This is a genomic window from Candidatus Phytoplasma gossypii, from assembly GCF_030586975.1.
GTDB lineage: Bacteria > Bacillota_I > Bacilli_A > Acholeplasmatales > Acholeplasmataceae > Phytoplasma > Phytoplasma citri.
On the sequence record NZ_JAOSIT010000002.1, the window covers coordinates 1 to 18,287 of the forward strand.

General features: G+C 26.0%; 15 protein-coding genes. 1 reads left to right on the forward strand and 14 read right to left on the reverse strand.

The genetic code is table 11. The features are described from left to right. Positions 1–1,838: 1,838 nt before the first annotated feature. The 14 genes from OC698_RS00185 to pduL form a co-directional block, all read right to left on the reverse strand. The gene (locus OC698_RS00185) at positions 1,839–2,255 is read right to left on the reverse strand and encodes a tRNA (adenine(22)-N(1))-methyltransferase TrmK (RefSeq protein WP_304512745.1); all 417 of its coding nucleotides are present in this window, start codon (positions 2,253–2,255) and stop codon (positions 1,839–1,841) included. A gap of 2 nt (positions 2,256–2,257) precedes the next feature. Further along, complete coding sequence (locus tag OC698_RS00190) at positions 2,258–3,562, reverse strand: sigma-70 family RNA polymerase sigma factor (RefSeq protein ID WP_304512746.1); 1,305 nt, start codon at positions 3,560–3,562, stop codon at positions 2,258–2,260. After that, a complete protein-coding gene (dnaG, locus tag OC698_RS00195; protein WP_304512747.1) occupies positions 3,540–5,453 on the reverse strand; it encodes a DNA primase in 1,914 nt (637 codons plus the stop codon). Before dnaG ends, OC698_RS00190 begins: the two co-directional genes overlap by 23 nt. Before the next feature lie 53 nt (positions 5,454–5,506). Continuing rightward, entirely contained in the window at positions 5,507–6,868 is a 1,362-nt protein-coding gene (locus tag OC698_RS00200) for a glycine--tRNA ligase (RefSeq protein WP_304512748.1), read from the reverse strand. A gap of 20 nt (positions 6,869–6,888) precedes the next feature. After that, entirely contained in the window at positions 6,889–7,788 is a 900-nt protein-coding gene (gene era / locus OC698_RS00205; RefSeq protein WP_304512749.1) for a GTPase Era, read from the reverse strand. Between the two features lie 48 nt (positions 7,789–7,836). Beyond that, positions 7,837–8,253: an rRNA maturation RNase YbeY gene (ybeY, locus tag OC698_RS00210; protein ID WP_304512750.1), complete on the reverse strand. Its 417-nt coding sequence runs from the start codon at positions 8,251–8,253 to the stop codon at positions 7,837–7,839. 196 nt (positions 8,254–8,449) lie between these two features. Then, positions 8,450–8,623: a 30S ribosomal protein S21 gene (rpsU, locus tag OC698_RS00215; RefSeq protein WP_004994728.1), complete on the reverse strand. Its 174-nt coding sequence runs from the start codon at positions 8,621–8,623 to the stop codon at positions 8,450–8,452. A 407-nt stretch (positions 8,624–9,030) separates the two neighbouring features. Next, positions 9,031–9,294 (reverse strand): HNH endonuclease, encoded by a 264-nt coding sequence (locus tag OC698_RS03250; RefSeq protein ID WP_334199471.1) that lies wholly within the window; start codon positions 9,292–9,294, stop codon positions 9,031–9,033. Between the two features lie 283 nt (positions 9,295–9,577). Then, a complete protein-coding gene (locus OC698_RS00220) occupies positions 9,578–10,048 on the reverse strand; it encodes a reverse transcriptase domain-containing protein (protein ID WP_304512771.1) in 471 nt (156 codons plus the stop codon). Positions 10,049–11,074: 1,026 nt separating this feature from the next. Continuing rightward, positions 11,075–13,105: a heavy metal translocating P-type ATPase gene (locus OC698_RS00225; protein WP_304512751.1), complete on the reverse strand. Its 2,031-nt coding sequence runs from the start codon at positions 13,103–13,105 to the stop codon at positions 11,075–11,077. A gap of 161 nt (positions 13,106–13,266) precedes the next feature. Beyond that, the gene (locus tag OC698_RS00230) at positions 13,267–13,650 is read right to left on the reverse strand and encodes a SpoVG family protein (protein WP_304512752.1); all 384 of its coding nucleotides are present in this window, start codon (positions 13,648–13,650) and stop codon (positions 13,267–13,269) included. A 189-nt stretch (positions 13,651–13,839) separates the two neighbouring features. Next, entirely contained in the window at positions 13,840–14,667 is an 828-nt protein-coding gene (rsmA, locus tag OC698_RS00235; protein ID WP_304512753.1) for a 16S rRNA (adenine(1518)-N(6)/adenine(1519)-N(6))-dimethyltransferase RsmA, read from the reverse strand. Continuing rightward, a complete protein-coding gene (locus tag OC698_RS00240; protein ID WP_304512754.1) occupies positions 14,660–15,985 on the reverse strand; it encodes an HD domain-containing protein in 1,326 nt (441 codons plus the stop codon). Before OC698_RS00240 ends, rsmA begins: the two co-directional genes overlap by 8 nt. A 268-nt stretch (positions 15,986–16,253) precedes the next feature. Then, complete coding sequence (gene pduL, locus OC698_RS00245; RefSeq protein WP_304512755.1) at positions 16,254–16,838, reverse strand: phosphate propanoyltransferase; 585 nt, start codon at positions 16,836–16,838, stop codon at positions 16,254–16,256. Positions 16,839–17,154: 316 nt separating this feature from the next. Between pduL and ychF the strand changes: the two genes are divergently transcribed. Further along, positions 17,155–18,261 (forward strand): redox-regulated ATPase YchF, encoded by a 1,107-nt coding sequence (ychF, locus tag OC698_RS00250; RefSeq protein ID WP_304512756.1) that lies wholly within the window; start codon positions 17,155–17,157, stop codon positions 18,259–18,261. Positions 18,262–18,287 lie beyond the last annotated feature (26 nt).

Here is an 18,287-nt window from a genome sequence, read left to right on the forward strand (position 1 = left end):
TTCACAAAAATTTCCTCTTTCGCCTTGTACCAAGCTTTCCTTGGCTCCTTGGTGAGTCAGTTTAACCAAATATTCCAACTTGATTCTTAAATTTCTCACGACTACTATGATTCTGCTTTCTCCTTGCCTCGCATTTAACCTAGTTTTAATAACTATTTATTGAAGTTTAGGAGGATTAAAGTTACTCTAATATTTACCATTATTGACTTTTAGGCGGGATGACCAAAAACTTAAATTTAAAATATATTTTAAATTAAGTAAATCTTTTTTTTAAGTTTTGGTAGGTTTCGAGTTTTTTTGATAATACCATGAAATAGGGATTAATTTTCATAGTTACTCGAATTGATAGCTAAAAAAGATAGTTCTCTATCAGTTCCGGATTACTCCTTTTTACTCCCTTAGCCTCATTTCAGAGGTTATCCGTGAGTCATAATTCAGTTCACAGAAATTCCTAGATGAAACTATCTCATCTATTTTCCATTTTTATAGTCTACTATAATTATTATTTCTTTCGTTATAATAACCGATTATATACTGCCACTGATTATCAATGCAGTGGATGATTGGTTAAATCATTAGATATTAGGCATCTTTTTCGTCCACCCCCAACCGACGGCTTAGAAGGCCGTTGCTCTATCCTATTGAGCTACTCAAACATTTTTAAAAAACAACTTATATTATACTAAAAATATATAATTTATAATTAATTTAAAAAGGTAAAATTTATTAATAATTTGTTTTATATCTTAATATTTTGTTAATCAGATAGTTAATTATCTAATTATTATAAAAATAAAATAATTAAATATCGCTCATATCTTTTGGTTTAATTTTAAAAAAAATATAATCAAATTTAATACGGATAGATTATTTGCGTTTCTTTGACAACTATCAAATATTACAAACAGCCCCCGTCCAAACGATGCGAGCAAGTTTCCAAGCACACCGCTTTCCCTAATTTATCCCTTTTCCGAGTTTAACTTCGTGTCGCCACTAGTTAAATGTTTATTTTTTACCTTTCGCTCTTTTTAATCGGTTTCGGATTGTCTTGGTTATGAACATATTTTTGGTGATAATTATCTAATTTGTTTAAATTCATATCACTTATCGTTCTCCCATCAACTCCCGATGTTCCTGCCCCTTTGCGAGTGGAAACGAGGTCAAATGTGAAGTAAGTGTTTATACCTCACTTAAGTTTTTATTTTAATGGGAGTTGTTTTAAAGATTAGTCGCGAATCTTATTCATGGTCCGCGGAAGCTTAACTCAAAATCATTCCTAGCTTCTGCGGTTGCAATAATAAACAATAAATTACTTTCTTCTTTCGCCCTATAAGAGTAGTTAACTCTCTTCTCGGTAAGCCGATTAACTAAATTATTCCAAATTTAGGTTTACCCTTACGACTACTAAAAAGATGCTTTATCCTTGACCATCCAGACTTTTACCCCCGGATTAGTAAATTTAATTACTTAGTTTTAGGATTCTCCAAGTTACGCTAAATTTCAACCTTAATTCCTTAGGAGAAGTATCCTCTTTGGCGAGGCTGATTCCAGGTTTTCTTTTCCGATAAACTACTCCGTACTTCTGATATATACTAGTAGACTCTGGACTGTCCGTCTAAGCAACTTCCGAACAGGTTTGGTTATTACATCAATTTTCCTTCTTAGGCCATCTCAGGCTTTTCCATAGAATTATTTGGTGGCAGCGTCTTCTTGACTAATTTGCTTTTGTCGCAACCCGCTTTTATGATCTGCTATAATCTGACATTCTTTCGTCTGCCAGAACGACCATATCCTTTCAGGGTTTATCGGCCCCAGCTATTGGTTAGATAACACGAAATTTAGGCTTCTTTGGCGCCCTCAGAAAACACATAATGTTTTAAAATAATAAAATCATTCTTTTTTAACCAATCAAACAATAAATGTATTTTACTTTGGCAACCTAACAAATATGGTTTAGTAATTGGAGCATTCTTTAATATATTTATAATTGTATAAGCTCCCAAACCACAAATAACTGCTAAATCAAAATCTACAGAAATATTTTGAAAACCATCACTAACAAAAAATTGAACAGGATAATTTTCTAAATTTTTACGAGCTCGAGATAAAGCTTTAGAACTGATATCTACAGCGATTCCTTTACGGATATATCCTAAATCTAATGCTTTTTTTAATACTAATCCATGATCTGTACCGATATCAGCAACTGTATTATAATTTTTAATTAACGAAGCTATAAATAAAATTCTATTCATATTTATTTTCTATTAATATTTTTATATAAAATTTTTAATTTATTTTGCCTTGAAGGAGATCTTAAACGTCTTAAAGCTTTGGCTTCTATTTGACGAATACGTTCACGTGTAACACCTAATTTAGCTCCAACTTCCTCTAAAGTGTGCACTCTGTTATCTCCTTCTAAAATTCCATACCTCATTTTTAAAACAAGTTGTTCTCTAGGAGTTAAAGCTTCTTCTAATGATTCTTCTAAAGTTTTTTTTAAAGTTTCTTGCAACATATAATCATGAGGAGAAATAGCATTAGGATCGCTAATAAAATCCCCTAAAGAAGAATCATATTCATCACGAATAGATGTTTCTAAAGAAATAGTTTCTTTTTCAATCATTTGTAAATCATTAATTTTTTTTGTTTCTAAGTTCATAGCTTTAGCTATTTCATGATTTTCTGCCTTTCGAGCTAAATCTTGAGTTAATTTCCCCCTTAAACGTGAAATTTTATTTAAAATATCTGAAACATGAACTGGGCACCTAATAGTACGAGATTGATCGGCAACAGCTCTAGTAATAGCTTGTCGAATCCACCAAGTTACATAAGTAGACAATTTAAAACCTTTGGTATGATCGAATTTATCTATACCCCTCATTAATCCCATATTACCTTCTTGAATTAAATCTAAAAATTTAATTTTTCTACCTATATATAATTTAGCTACTGATACTACTAAGCGATAATTAGCTTCAATTAATTTATTTTTTGCTATAAAAGCTTTATTAATTGATAATTGAAGTTGTTCTAATTCTTCGTTAGTTAGAGATATTAATTTATTTTTAAAATCTTCTAATTTTTGTTTAGCTTTTACGCCTTCGTAAACTAATTTAGAATTTTCTTTTTCTTGTTCTAAAGTTAATAAGGGTATTTGCCCAATTTCTTTCAAATACATTCTGACCGGATCATCAACTTTAATGGAATTAGCAATTTTTTTTAAATTAAGATCTTCTTGTATGTCTTCAGAACGAATAGTTTCAATATTAATATTTTCATCTTCTAAACCTTCTATGTCTAATGTATCATAATCAGAATTTTCTAAATCATTTTGAGATTTTATTGGTTTCATACTTTTAGATATTTTTTTATTTATTAACTTACTATTAATCAAAAAAAATTTAATCATTTTTTTATAAATATTATTTATATCTTTTGCATTACAATTAAACCATTTTAATTCTCTTTTGGAAATATCAACGAGAACTGTTTCACCTATTTTTTCAAATTGCAAAATTTTTTGTTTGTAGATTTTTTTAATTGTCATTTTTAGATTCATCACGAACTCCTATATTTTTTAACTTTAATAACTCTCTTTGTTTATGGGCTATTTCTAATAATATTAATTTTTTTAGATCATCATCTGTTTTGTTATTAGTTTTTATAATTTGTTCTGATAAATTTTGCAATTTATTTTTAAGAATTTTTAATTCTTTTCTCATTTGATCAATTAAATGCCTTTTCAAATAACAATAAAATTCGGTTAAATTTTCAGATTTTTGGATACGTATTTTTTTTTTAAATAAATAATTATTTTTAATTTCTAAAAATAAACCATAAATATCAAATTCTTTTGATAATTCTGATATAAAATTACTATAAATTTCCATAAAACGTTCTAAATTAAGACCATCTTTTATTTCATTTTCTTTTGCATCTTTTTGATAATAAATATCAATTTGATCTATTAATTTTAAAATATTTATATCTGAAACTACATAATCATAAATATCATGTTTAATGGATTTTAAATGTTCTGGATTTAATAAAATTTCAATTAAAATTTCTTTTTCTACAAGACTTACAATATTTTTAGTTGGTTTGGGAATTTCTTGAAAATAATTTTGACACATAAGTGTTTTATAATCTTGTAAATTAAGAATTTTTGTATTATAAATATCATTAGCTATGAAAAGAGAATATTTTTTATAAATAATTTGAAAATAATCATTTTTAGTTTGTTCATCATAATATTGGATTAAATTTAAGATATTTTTATTTAAAATGGTTGTATTCAAGCCTTGTTCTAAATATTTTTCGATCATATAAAAAACATAATCTCGAGAGTTTTGTAATAATTTTTCATAATTAAAATATTTTTGATTATCCGGATTAGACCAAAATTCATCTGGATCTTGATTATTGGGCGGATGCCAAATAAAAACACGCATTTTATGTTTAATCAATAATTCAGCCGCTTTATATGTAGCTTCTATTCCCGGTCCATCGCCATCGAATGCAATTGTAATTTTATTGGTATTTTTTTTTAACAAAGTAATATGTTCTAAAGTTAATTTAGTTCCTAGAATAGCAATAGCATTATAAATATTAACCTTATAAAAAGCTATAACATCAAAAATACCTTCACATAAAATAACATTTTTTTTTTGCTTAATAAATTCAAGACTTTCGAATAAATTATATAATACATTAGTTTTTTTAAATAAAATAGTATTGTTATTGAATAAATATTTAATAATATTTGGATCATCTTTTAATGAACGACCAGTAAAACCTATAATTTTACCATTTGAATTTGTCAAAGGAAACATAATACGATCACGAAAAAAACTATAATGTTCTTCGGAACTATTTTGTGATTTGCTAACTAAACCTAACGTTAACAAATCTTCTATTTTCAAACCTTTATGTAACAAATGATTTTGAAGAGCCTGAGGATGAACATATGCGTAACCTAAATTAAATTTATTAATTAATTCCAAAGTTAATTTGCGTTTTTTTAATAAATAATCAGAAGCATAATGATCTTCAATATTATGTAAAATATATTGCAAAGCGCTTTTAAAAAAATCTTGAGCATATTCCAAAATACTTATCAATTTATTTTGTACATAGTCTTGAGGTGTATTTAATATTTTTAAATTAAATTTAGAATTTAATTCATGAGCGGCTGATTCTAAAGTTATTTTTTTTAATTTAGCCCAAAAAGCTGTCGGACTTCCTCCTTCATGACAAGCCATACAAACAGCAATATTTTTTTCCGGAGACACAGAAAAAGAAGGAGTTTTTTCTTCATGAAAAGGACATAAACTCATAAAATTTTTACCCTTTTTTTTTAAAGAAAGGCCTGCTTGACTAACTAATTCGTAAATAGAAATTTTTTGATTAATTTGATCAATAAATGATATTTTTTTTTTAATCTGATTCATATTTATTTTTATTTATTGTTATCCAATCGAGATTAATTTAATAATTTATTCAGTTATTCAAAAGATATTTTATCTATTAAGTAATTTTTAAGATTTTTCAAAGGTATAAATTCTTGTTTTAAAGAGTCTCGATCTCTTATAGAAACAATATCTTGTTCTAAAGTTTGATGATCTATTGTACAACAATAAGGGGTACCAATAGCATCTTGCCTTCTATATCTTTTACCAATACTTTTAGTTTCATCATAAATAACTTCAAAATAATTACATAAAAAACGTTGTATTTGTTTCGCTTTTTCTCGATGAATATTCTTAATTAAAGGCAAAACTGCTATTTTATAAGGAGCTAAAAATGGATGTATTTTGAATAAAATTCTTTCTGTTTGGTTTTCTAAATTCTCTTTTTGTAAACAATCCAACATAATAGCTAATAATAATCTTTCAACTCCTACAGAAGGTTCTATAACAAAAGGATAAAATTTATTACCTGTTTGTGGATCTAAATATCTTAAATCTATACCCGAATATTTATGGTGTTGTTTTAAATCAAAATCATTACGTACAGAAATACCCCATAATTCATCAAACCCCCAAGGAAAATTAAATAAAATATCAGTAGTATTACTAGCGTAATGACTTAATTCCGTATGATGATAATTTTTAAATTTTAAATTTTCTTTTTTTAAACCTAAATTAAGTAAAAAATCATAAGTATACTTTTTCCAAAATTCAAACCACTTTAAAGTTTCTTCGGGATGACAAAAAAATTCTAATTCCATTTGTTCGAATTCACAAGTTCTAAAAATAAAATTTCCCGGAGTAATTTCATTCCGAAATGATTTACCAATCTGACCTATACCAAAAGGTATTTTTTTTCTAAAAGTATTTAAAATATTTTTAAAATTAACAAAAATGCCTTGACAAGTTTCTGGTCTCAAAAAAATTATATTATTTTGAGATGGCACTGAACCTTGATGACTTTGAAATAATAAATTAAACTGTTTGACATGAGACCAATTGGAAGTGCCTAAAAGACGATGAGTAATTAAATATTGTGTCATGGTTTCTAAAGACATTTCGTTAATATTCATATCCGGATTATGTTCTTTAATTAACTGATCCGCTCTATAACGTTTATTAGTATCCTTATTTTCTGATAAAGGATCAGTAAAATTTTTAATATGTCCGGATGATTCCCAAATTTTCGGATTTAATATTATACAAGTATCTAACAATAATGTATCTTCTCTCTCTTGAAAAAATTTTTTTTGCCAAGCTTTTTTAATATTTTGTTTTAACAAACACCCTAAAGGTCCGTAATCAAAAGTATTAGCTAAACCTCCATAAATTTCGCTTCCTGGGAAAATAAAACCATTTTGTTTTGCAAAACTAATTAACTCCTGTAAAGAAAACATTTACTTATCCTTTGCTATTTTTAATTAAAATTTAATGATATTCCGCTTTTCCTTAAATAATGAATATTATTACGCCATTTTTTTTCAACTTTAACCCATAAATCTAAATAAATTTTTTTATTTAAAATATATTCAATATCTTTACGAGCTTCAATTCCTATCTTTTTTAACATATTACCTTGATTACCTATTAATATTTTTTTTTGATTATTTTTTTCGATTAAAATAAGGGCAGAAATATTCATAATAGAAGAAGAATTAATAGGAGAAATATTTTCAATTAAAACAGTCGAAGCGTGAGGGATTTCTTGATGCAAATAGTAAAGAATTTTTTCTCTAATAATTTCAGATATTAATTTATTTTGGTTTATATTTGTTTTAATATCAGGAGGATAATGAGTTTTTCCCTCGGGCAAAAATTCTAAAATATGCTTTTTCAAAATATCTATATTATTATTATGAATAGCAGATATAGGAATAACAGCATCAAAATGAAATTTTTGAACATAACTTAAGATAATTTTATCAATAATTATATTTTTATATAAATCCATTTTATTAACGACCAAAATGATTTTTTTATTATATTTTTTTATAATATCAAAAAAATTTTGTTCTTGATTATTTTGATAATATTCTCGATCAACTATCAATAAAATAACATTGGCTTCATTTAAACTTCTCAAAGTAACTTGATGCATCATTTTATTTAATAAATATTTGCGATTAAAATGCAAACCAGGAGTATCAATAAAAATAAATTGATAAGAAGATGAAGTATCAATACCGATAATAGCGTAACGTGTAGTTTGAGCTTTAGAACTAGTTATCGATATTTTTTTATTAATTAAATGATTAATAAGAGTAGATTTTCCTACATTAGCATTGCCAATGATAGAAATAAATCCTGATTTAAACAAAATATCCTCCTTTTTATTAATAAAATAGTTCAAAAATTTTTTTTAATTTTAATAATCAAAATGTAAATTATGCTTTTTTAAAATTTTTTGTTGTAAATCGATCATTTCACACAATGATTCTTCCGTTTTATCATCATAACCTTTTAAATGTAAATAACCATGTAAAGCTAAAAAACTAACTTCTTGTATATCAGTAACATTATGTTGAATAGCTTGTTTAAAAGCTTTAGGCAACGAAATTAAAATATCTCCTAAGGAAATATCTTCAGTATAATCATTAAAAGCTAAAACATCGGTGGTATAGTTTTTTTTTAAATAAAAATTATTAACTTTTTTCATATAATCATCGTTAACAAAAATAATATTTATTTTTTTTCCTATATCCAAATCTTGAAATATTTTAATTAAAACAACAATTAAATAATCAATTTCAAAATTAGTATTGTTTTCTATTTTAATATCCATAATTTAAAATCTTATCCAAAATTAAAATTTGATAAATTTGTATAAACAAAAAATAAATTCAGAATTTGCTTTTATTTATTATCGCAAATTATAGTATATTGCAATTTTAATAAATAAAAATAAAAACTGAAAAAATTTTTAATTTATTTAAATTTAATATAAAAAAACATTTTTATCAAAATTAATATTTAATTTATTAACGTTTTTTTGATTGAAATTTTTTAGCACGCATTTTTCTCGCTACACTAGGTTTAATAAAAAATGCTCTTTGTCTAACTATAGCAGTAATACCAGATTTAGAAACTTCTCTTCTAAAACGTTTATATGCATCTTCAATTTGTTCATTTTCTCTCGTGATAACTTTTGGCATATATACATCTCTCCTTTGTATTTTAGATTTAATTATATTCATAATTCATTTATTAATTTTTTATTGTTTAAGTAAATCGTTTCATGTATACATGTATATTAAAACAATTAAAATTTTCTAATTAATATGTTGTTTTATTATAACATAAATTATAATAAAAAGATATAAAAATATAATAAAATCGATATTTTTTGTACATATTTATATTTATTTGAATTTTGATTAAAATATACGGATAAATTATTTGCGTTGCGTTTCTTTGATAGTTAACAAATATTACAAACGGCCCCCCGTCCAAACGGTATGAGCAAGTTTACCAGCACACCGCTTTCCCTAATTTATCCCTTTTCCAGGTTTAACTTCGTGTCACCACTAATTAAATCTTTATTATGGACCTTTTATTCTTTTCAAATATTCCAATATCTCTTATTGGTTGATCCTCGATGACAAACCTGACAAATTACCGTTGTTTTTTTGTTCATTATGCTTTTCCACTGAAAATCTCTAATGGTTCCGACATGGTGAATTTCTAGGGATTGATTTTCGGACTGGCCAACTTCACATTTTTGTTCTGTTAACCTGGTTCGTCCTTTGAGAAGAGATTGGAATTGATGACTATTTTGATCATTTCGCCGCCTTTGTAGTTTCTCATCCTTTGAATTTTCTCCCAAGAGAAGATATTCTATTCTCCATCCTAGTGGGTGGTTAAGTTTCTTCCGGACACTAGCAATGGAGATTTTTCTTAGGTACGTTAGATGACTGAAATTCCTGGAGAAGTATTGGATAATTCTTCGGACAACGGTTTTGTACGTCCTAATGATTTTTAATGGTTCCCGATGGACTAAGGTTTGGTCCTGTACTGTTTCCTCCGTTTTTTTCTAATCATAGTTGTTCGTATATCTTTTGATAGTTTCCCACGTTATTAGTATATTAATTCTACCATTCAAAGAATTTTTAGTCTTTTTTCTTGATTATGGCATTTCTGGTGGGATTAATTTTAACCAGGTAAGATAAAAATTGACATCCTTTGGTAGCTGGAACAATTTTGGATTTGTCCTTGCTGATTTTCAGACCTAAATCTTCTGTCAACCATTGTCTAACTAGTTTCTTAATTCCTTCCGCTTTATCCCTCTCCCCTTTCGCCCTGATAATAAAATCATCAGCATACCTTATGTATTCTACACAAAGATTTAGGTTAAGGTTCAAGCCGTGATTTATTTTATCCCTTGTTTTATAGAGTTTTAATCGTGTAGCTCTAATATACTTGGGATTCATTTTGAACTGTGGTTTTCCGGCCTTAACTAGTTTCCCTAATTTCTTGTCCAGATAATCTAAAAAGATATTGGTAAGCAGTGGAGAGATAATTCCTCCTTGGGGAGAATCTGACGTTGATTTGTATTGCCACCCTTTCTCGATGATATTCACTTTCAACCATTACTAAATGGTTTTAAGTACTTTCTCCTTGCGGATATATTTGGGCAGCATCTTTTGAAGGACATGGTTAATGATGTCAAAAAAAACCTTCAATGTCAATCTTAATCAAATGGTCAATACCCTTAAATCTTTGTTGTATCCGCTTTAAGGCGTCCAAACCCGATTTCTTGGTTCTAAATCTCAAACTCCACTCCGAAAAGTTATTCTCAAAATCAGGAATTGTTCCAAGGTTTTTTGGATGATTCTATCTTGCATGGTAGGGATTCCGAGTGGTCTTTCCTTTGGGATTAAATTGTTCATTCCCCATTGGATTTCTTGTTTTAATGGACGTTGTTTTAAAGATTGATCATGAATTTTATCTATTGTCCGAAGATGCTTCGATTTCAATAGCTCAAAATCCTTTCTAGCAGCTTCCACAATCTCAACGAATAAACAATAAATTACTTTCTTCTAAGTCATTAACTCTCTTCTTGGTAAGACGATCTTACCCTTACGACTACTCAGAAGACGCTTTATCCTTGACCATCCGGACTTTTATTTCCGAATTGGTAAATTTCAATTACTTCGTTTTAAGATTCTCCAAGTTACCCTAAATTTCGACCTTAATTCTTTAGGGGAAGTATCCTCTTTAGCGAGGCTGATTCCAGGTTTTCTTGATTTGATAAACTACTCAGTACTTATGTTATATACTAGTATACTCTGGACTGTCCGTTTCAGCAACTTCCGGAACAAGTTTTATGATTACTTCAATTTTCCTTCTTAGGCCATTGCAGGCTTCTCCGTAGAATTATTTGGTCGCGGGGTCTTTTTTGACTAATTTGCTTTCGTCGTAATCCGCTTTTATGGTCTGCTATAATCTGACATTCTTTCGTTTGTCAGACCGACCATCTCCTTTCCGGGTTTATCGGCTCTAGCTATTGGTTAGATAGCAAGAAATCTAGGCCTCTTTGGCGCCCATTTTAATGTCTATAATAATTAATGATTAAAAACTTACAAATATTATTAATTTAAAAAAATTTAATTTTTTAACATTCTTAAACCATTTAACAAAACTAAAATAGTACTAATTTCATGCAAAAAAACTGCAAATGGTAAAAATAAACTGGTAAAAAAATTACTAATAGTTAAAATAATAATAACGCTGATCGAAAAAATCATATTTTGGAAAACTATATTATTCAATCTAACAGCTACTTTATGAACCTGAATAATTTTAATTAAATTATTCTTCATCAAAACAATATCCGCAATATCCGCAATTACATCGACACCTTCTTGTAAGGCAATCCCTACATCAGCATTCGCTAAAGCCAGAGCATCATTAACACCATCTCCTACCATAGCTACACCTTTGTACCTTTTTTTTAATTCATTTATTTTTAATAACTTATCTTCTGGTAAACATTCTGCAAAAACATAATCTATATTTAAACAAACTGCTACATTTTGAGCTGTTTTATGATTATCTCCGGTTAAAACAATTGTTTTAATATTATTATTTTGGAAATATTTTATTATTTCGAAACATTCCGGACGCAAAATATCAAAAATTGCCATAACTATTACAACATCATTGTCGCAACTAAAATAAAGCACAGTATAACCATCATTTAAAAATAATTGTATTTTATCATCTAATGATGAGGATAAAGAAATTCTATTATTCGAGGAATAGCTATTTAAATCGCTATATTTAGCTACTTTATAATGTTTACCTTGATAAAAAGATTCAACACCTATTCCGATTAAATTATTTACTTCTATATCAGAATAATTGTTATTTAATTGATCTTCAATAACAAAAACACTTTTTAAATATTTTGTAATTGATCTAGCTAAAGGATGATTAGATTTTTGTTCCATATGGTAAAAAATAGCCAAAAATTTATTTTTTTCATCTTCGCATAAAGAACTATCAAATAAAAGTTCTTTAATTACGGGCTTACCAATTGTTAAAGTTCCAGTTTTATCAAAAACAATAGCTTTAATATTAGCTAAAAAACTCAAAGCATTACAATTTTTTAATAAAATTCTTTGTTTAGCTAAAAAAGAAATAGCAGATAAAGTGGCTGGAATATCAGCAACAACTAAAGCACAAGGAGAAGCGACAGTTAAAAAAACTATAATTTTTTCAAAAATTTTATTAAACAAATAATATTCAAAACCTTTAATAAAATTAATTGTTTGAAAAAAAACTAAAATAAAAAAAGATATTAACAACACAGTTTTTACATAAACCGGTTCTAAACGTTTAATTAAGGTGGCATTTTTAGAAACATTATTTTTTAACTCATGAGATAATTTAATAATTCGAGAAAATAAATTTTGATTGGTATTAGCAGTAATTTTAATAATTAAAGTATTACTAAGATTAATATTGCTACCATAAACTTTATCACCTTTTTTTTTATCAACAGGTATACTTTCTCCAGTAATATTAGATTCATCCACACAAGAATTACCAGAAACTACTACTCCATCAGAAGGAATTTGATCACCACTTAAAACAATAACTTCATCTCCGATATTTAATTTATCTACTTCTATCAAAGTAAAATTACCATTGACATCTATTAAACGAGCCTGTGTAGGCGCCATTTTTAAAAGATTTCTAATTTCTTTATGACTTTTAGTTTCTATGTATTCTTCTAAAAAATTCGAAGTTGCAAAGATGATAATTAATAAAATAGCTTCATTAAAATTATTTAAAAAAACAGCTCCCAAAGCACCTAATAACATTAAAATATGTATATTTGGTGTAAATTTGCGATTTTTTTTGGTGTCATAATAAGTATCTAATAAACCTTCAAGAATAACATGATAACCTGTACAACCCAAAATTAACAAAGTAATAATGCGTTTAAATAATAAACATTCGTGATCATTCAAATTAAACAATTTAAATACTACTACAGGAACAAAACAAAATAAATATAAAAACAAACCCCAAACAAAAAGACAAAAATACTTAGAATTATTTTTGTAATCCGAATTAAAATGTTGTCGATCATTTTTCTCAGAATTATAAATACTAGAATGTTGTTTCAAAATATAAATACCATTAATCCTTATAAAATGCGAAGAAAAATATATAAACTTAAAACTAATTTATATATTTTTCAAATTTTTAAACCAAAAAATAATTAAAAGAAATCTTTTTGAGTAGATCTTTAATAGAAAAATAAATTTTCAAACAAAAAAATTCAAAATTAATCACAATCATAACTTTCTTCATTACTAGAATCATTATTTTTATTATTGTTTTTTTCATTATCTTGTGAATTTGATGATTTTAAATCAACTTGTTCTGAACTGGTTATATTATTATTCTGCTCAGAAATTTTTGCGTAAAATTCTTCTAAAACTCTTTCATTTAACATATTTCGAGTATGAGTATTAGTGGGATGAGCTACATCTTTAAAAATCCCCGTATTCAACTTGGAACTAGGCATAGCAACAAAATGACCTCTATTACCGAGAATGATTCTAACACCATGGATCACAAAACAATCATCTATAAAAATACTCGAAACAGCTTTTAATCTTGGATGCTCTTTATCATTAAGTTTTATTCTAACACCAGTAATTTTCATTACATACCATCCTATTATTTTTTAAAAAATTTATCAAAATTAATTTTTTTAATAAACTACTGTAAAAAATTATAATCCTTTTTTTTGAATTTACACAATCTTTTATGGGATTATTTTATCACAATTTATATACAATATTACAATTAAATAAATTAATACACTTTCAAAACATCATAAATTTCTTGATTATTACCGCTGAAAATAACTCCAAAATAATTTAGCTATTTTTTGCAATTCTAAAATATTTATTTCTTCTGCTCTAATATTTAGAGGTATCCGATATTTCACAAAAAAACTAATAATTTCAGATTTGGAAATATTTAAATAATCTTGAAAATTATTAATTAATTGTTTTCTTTTCTGTTTAAAAGCAATTTTTAAAAATTTAAAAAAAACATTATATAAAAAATTTTCTTCTCTTAATGAAAATTGTTTTTTAGTAAATTTCAAAACCATTCCATCTACTTTAGGTTGAGGATAAAAATTAGTTTTCTTAACCATTTTAATAACATCAATAATAGCCAAAGATTGGCAAATAACACTTAAAGAATTATAATTTTTAACAAATGGACCCGATAATATTCTCCATGCCAATTCTTTTTGTAACATTATAGTAAAGCTTTTGATTTGAGATATAGTAAAAATTTTGAATAAAACAGCTGAAACAATATGATAAGGCAAATTACCTACTAAAACCACTTCTTGTTGTGCGCTACCAAAATATTGTTTAAAATCTTTTTCTATATCGCGTTTCAAAAAATTATCATAAATAATATGAATATTACAATATTCAGGAAAAAATAAAAATTTTTTTAAAGTAAAATCAATTTCATAAGCTAAAATTTTTTTAGCTTTTAAAACCAATAATTTTGTTAAAGCGCCTTTGCCGGGACCAATTTCTACTATATTTTTATTAAATATATCAGCAGATTCTACAATTAAATTTAATATTTTCGAATTATTCAAAAAATTTTGACCATATTTTTTTTTAAAAACATGTTGTTCATCTTTAATCATTGAAATCACGATAATAAAAAAAATTGCGCATATCTTTATAAGAATTTTGAAACATTATATTATTAATAAGAACAGATTTAAGACTCAAAGGTTTTATAATATTATCAGTAATATCACCAAAACCGATCAAAATTTGTTCCCCAATATTATCAACATTTTCGCGATAAGTATCTCTTAAAATATAATCATCGTAATAATAAGTATAATAGACCGAATTATCTCTATATTTTTGTTGAATTTTTTTAATAGATTCATAATTTTTAGAAACATTAGAAATGCATTTCCAAAAAACAATGCGACGATGCAAAAAATCTTGACAAAGATGAGATAAAATTAAATCTTGACTATCTTGAAAAGCAACAATCAAGCTATTAATATAAAAATCATCAATTTTAGAATATAAATCTAAAGATTCTTTATTAGAAAAAAAATTTTTTAACAAAGTGATATCCAATTCAAATGAATAATTATTTTTGATTAAAAATTTAATTCTCTTAAAAATTTGTTCTAAAATAATAGCAAATAATATAATTTTAGAATGGCAATAAACTTGTCTATACATGTAATAACGACTCATCAAATAATTTTCAATACTAGAAAGACCACTATTACGGAAAATAATTACTAATTCGTCCGTAGGAAAATCAGAAGTTTGTGGAACTTGATAAGCATTAGTAATTTCCATAATACCAATTAAACGATCCGAATCGATATAACCATAACTAACACCAGCAAAAAAAGAATCTCTTTTCAAATAATCTAAACGATCAAAATCTAATTGACTTGTTAATAATTGCTTTAATAAAGTAAATCTTTTACTCTTTTTATCATTCCTAATAACTTCGGCCACATCATATTTAAAATTTACATCTATTTGATCTAGTATAGAAATAATTTCTTTATTATTAATAATCATTTGAATAGTTTTATCTTCATGATTAATACCGAAAACGCGTTCAAAAATGTGAGAATACGAACTATGTCCGATATCATGTAATAAAGAAGCTGCTAATAAAATTAATTTATTTCTTAAAGAAAATTTTTTTTTCATTAATTGAAATTTATGAAATTCTAAAAAACGTCTAGATAATTCATAAACACCTAAACTATGAGTGAAACGAGAATGTTCAGCGCCAGGGAATACCATGTGAACACATCCTAATTGTTTAATACGCCTTAATCTCTGAAAAAGACGAGTATTAATTAGCTCTTCTAAAAACAAATATTCTAAATAAATATACCCATAAACAGGATCTTTGATAACTTCAATCTTTGCAAATTTTCTTGGTTCTTTTGACCAAAATGATTCTGAAATCACAAATAAAACTCTTTCTTCTATATAAATAATCTTTTTAATTTCTTTTCGAAAATAACTTTTGAGATTTTAAATAACAATTTTTTTATTTATTTAAAAATTTAAAGAATCAAAAGTTATTTTTACAAATAATTTTATAAATTAGACAATTTGTAGTTTTTAAGTTATAAAAGTCCAAAAGTTTAAATTTAAAAATTTTATATTAATTAAAACTAACAAACTTTCTATTTTATTTTAATTAGAGAAATTTATACAGATTTTAAAATTAACTTTATATTGTCATTAATTCTACTAAATCGCCATTTTTTAAATGAAAAGCTGAAGCATCATCCGTATCTATATGCAATTCTAAACTAAAATCCACATTGACACGACATAAAACGTTGTGCAAAATACCAGCTTTAATACCATCTACTCGAACACTCACCATTTGTTTATCAGTTAAACATAAATCTTCAGCTTCTTTATCAGACAAATGTATATGCCTATCGGCAATAATAACTCCTTCTTTAATAAATAATTTTCCGCATGGACCAATTAAAGTAGCGCTAGCAGAACCTTTAATATCTCCCGAACTCCTAACAGGAGCGCCAAATTTATTTCTAATATCATCACTATTACTAATTTCGATTTGCGTAAATTTTCTTACAGGACCCAAGATACGAACATTTTTAAGAATATGATTATTAGAACTAATAACATCTATTTTTTCATTAGCAGCAAATTGACCTTTTTGTGTTAAATCTTTAAACCAAGTTAATTTATAATTTTTACCAAATAAAATTTCTAAAGCTTCTAATGACAAATGAGCATGTCTACCAGAAACTCCCACAGGAATCATTTGTTTTTTTAACATAATTATTATATTTCTTCCTTCTATTTTTATAAATTTATCCCAAAATAACAAATTCAATGAAGATTTTTTTATTAAAAACTAATGTTTATATGTTCATTTATAAATAACATTTTTTTAAATTTATTCGATAATAATCAAAATTTTCCCTTTTAATAAATAAATTAACTAACATACATTATAATACTTTTTAGAAATGGTAGCAATATCAAAAAATAGTAGTTGTCAAGAATCATTTAAACGAGTAAAATATTATAATTAAATAATAAAAATTTAAAAAATATTTTGACAATAAATTTCTTAGTAAGGTGAAAAATATATGAAAGTTGGAATTATAGGATTACCCAATGTAGGTAAATCAAGTTTATTTAATGCATTAACAGGATTAAATATTTTAGAAGCGAATTACCCTTTCGCAACTATCCAGCCTAACATAGCTATGATAGAAGTCCCCGATGAACGTTTAAAATATATTGCAAATTTTTTTAAATCTCAACAAATCGTTAAAACTCAAATACAATTTGTTGACATCGCTGGTTTAGTCCCTGGAGCTTCCAAAGGAGAAGGATTAGGAAATCAATTTTTAAATCATATTCGCAATGTTGATATTCTTTGCCATGTCGTCAAATGTTTTGATGATCCGAAAATTATTCATATTCATGAAAAAATTAATCCTATATTAGAAAGTCAAATGATCGAAACAGAACTCATTTTAGCTGATTTAGAACAAATTGAACAACGTTTAAATAAAATATGTCATTCCCCAAAAAAAACACAACAAGAAACAAAATTAGAAATTCAACTTTTACAAAAAATTAAAAAAAATTTAAGCCAAAATATCGCTGCTAGCGAATTGCACTTAACAAAAGAAGAAATCCAAATAATAAAAAATTTCAATCTATTAACTCTTAAACCTATGATTTATATAGGTAATTTGCCAGAAAATAAAAATAATAATTGGGGGGGGAATATTTTTTTTCAACAAATGAATCAGTATAGTTCCAATACTAATAAAAAATTCATTCCTATTTGTATTCTTGAAGCCAAAAAAAATTATTCTTCCGTATCAATTAATAAAAATACACTAGATATTAACCAAACACAAAAATTACTTTCCTCTAAATATGCCTTAGAAAAAATAATTAAAAATAGTTATCAACTTTTAAATTTACAAACATATTTTACTGCTGGATCTAAAGAAACAAGAAGCTGGTCTTTCGTGAAAGGTTCTACAGCTCCTCAATGTGCTAAATCAATACATACAGATTTTCAACGCGGTTTTATCAGAGCAGAAGTTGTAAATTATAACGAAATTGTTAAATATAATAGTATTAACGAAATAAAAGAAAAGGGTAAATTACGTTCAGAAGGTAAAAATTATATAGTTCAAGATGGTGATATCATAAACTTTAAATTTCGTGTCTAACAAATCATAAAAAAATGTCTAATTTA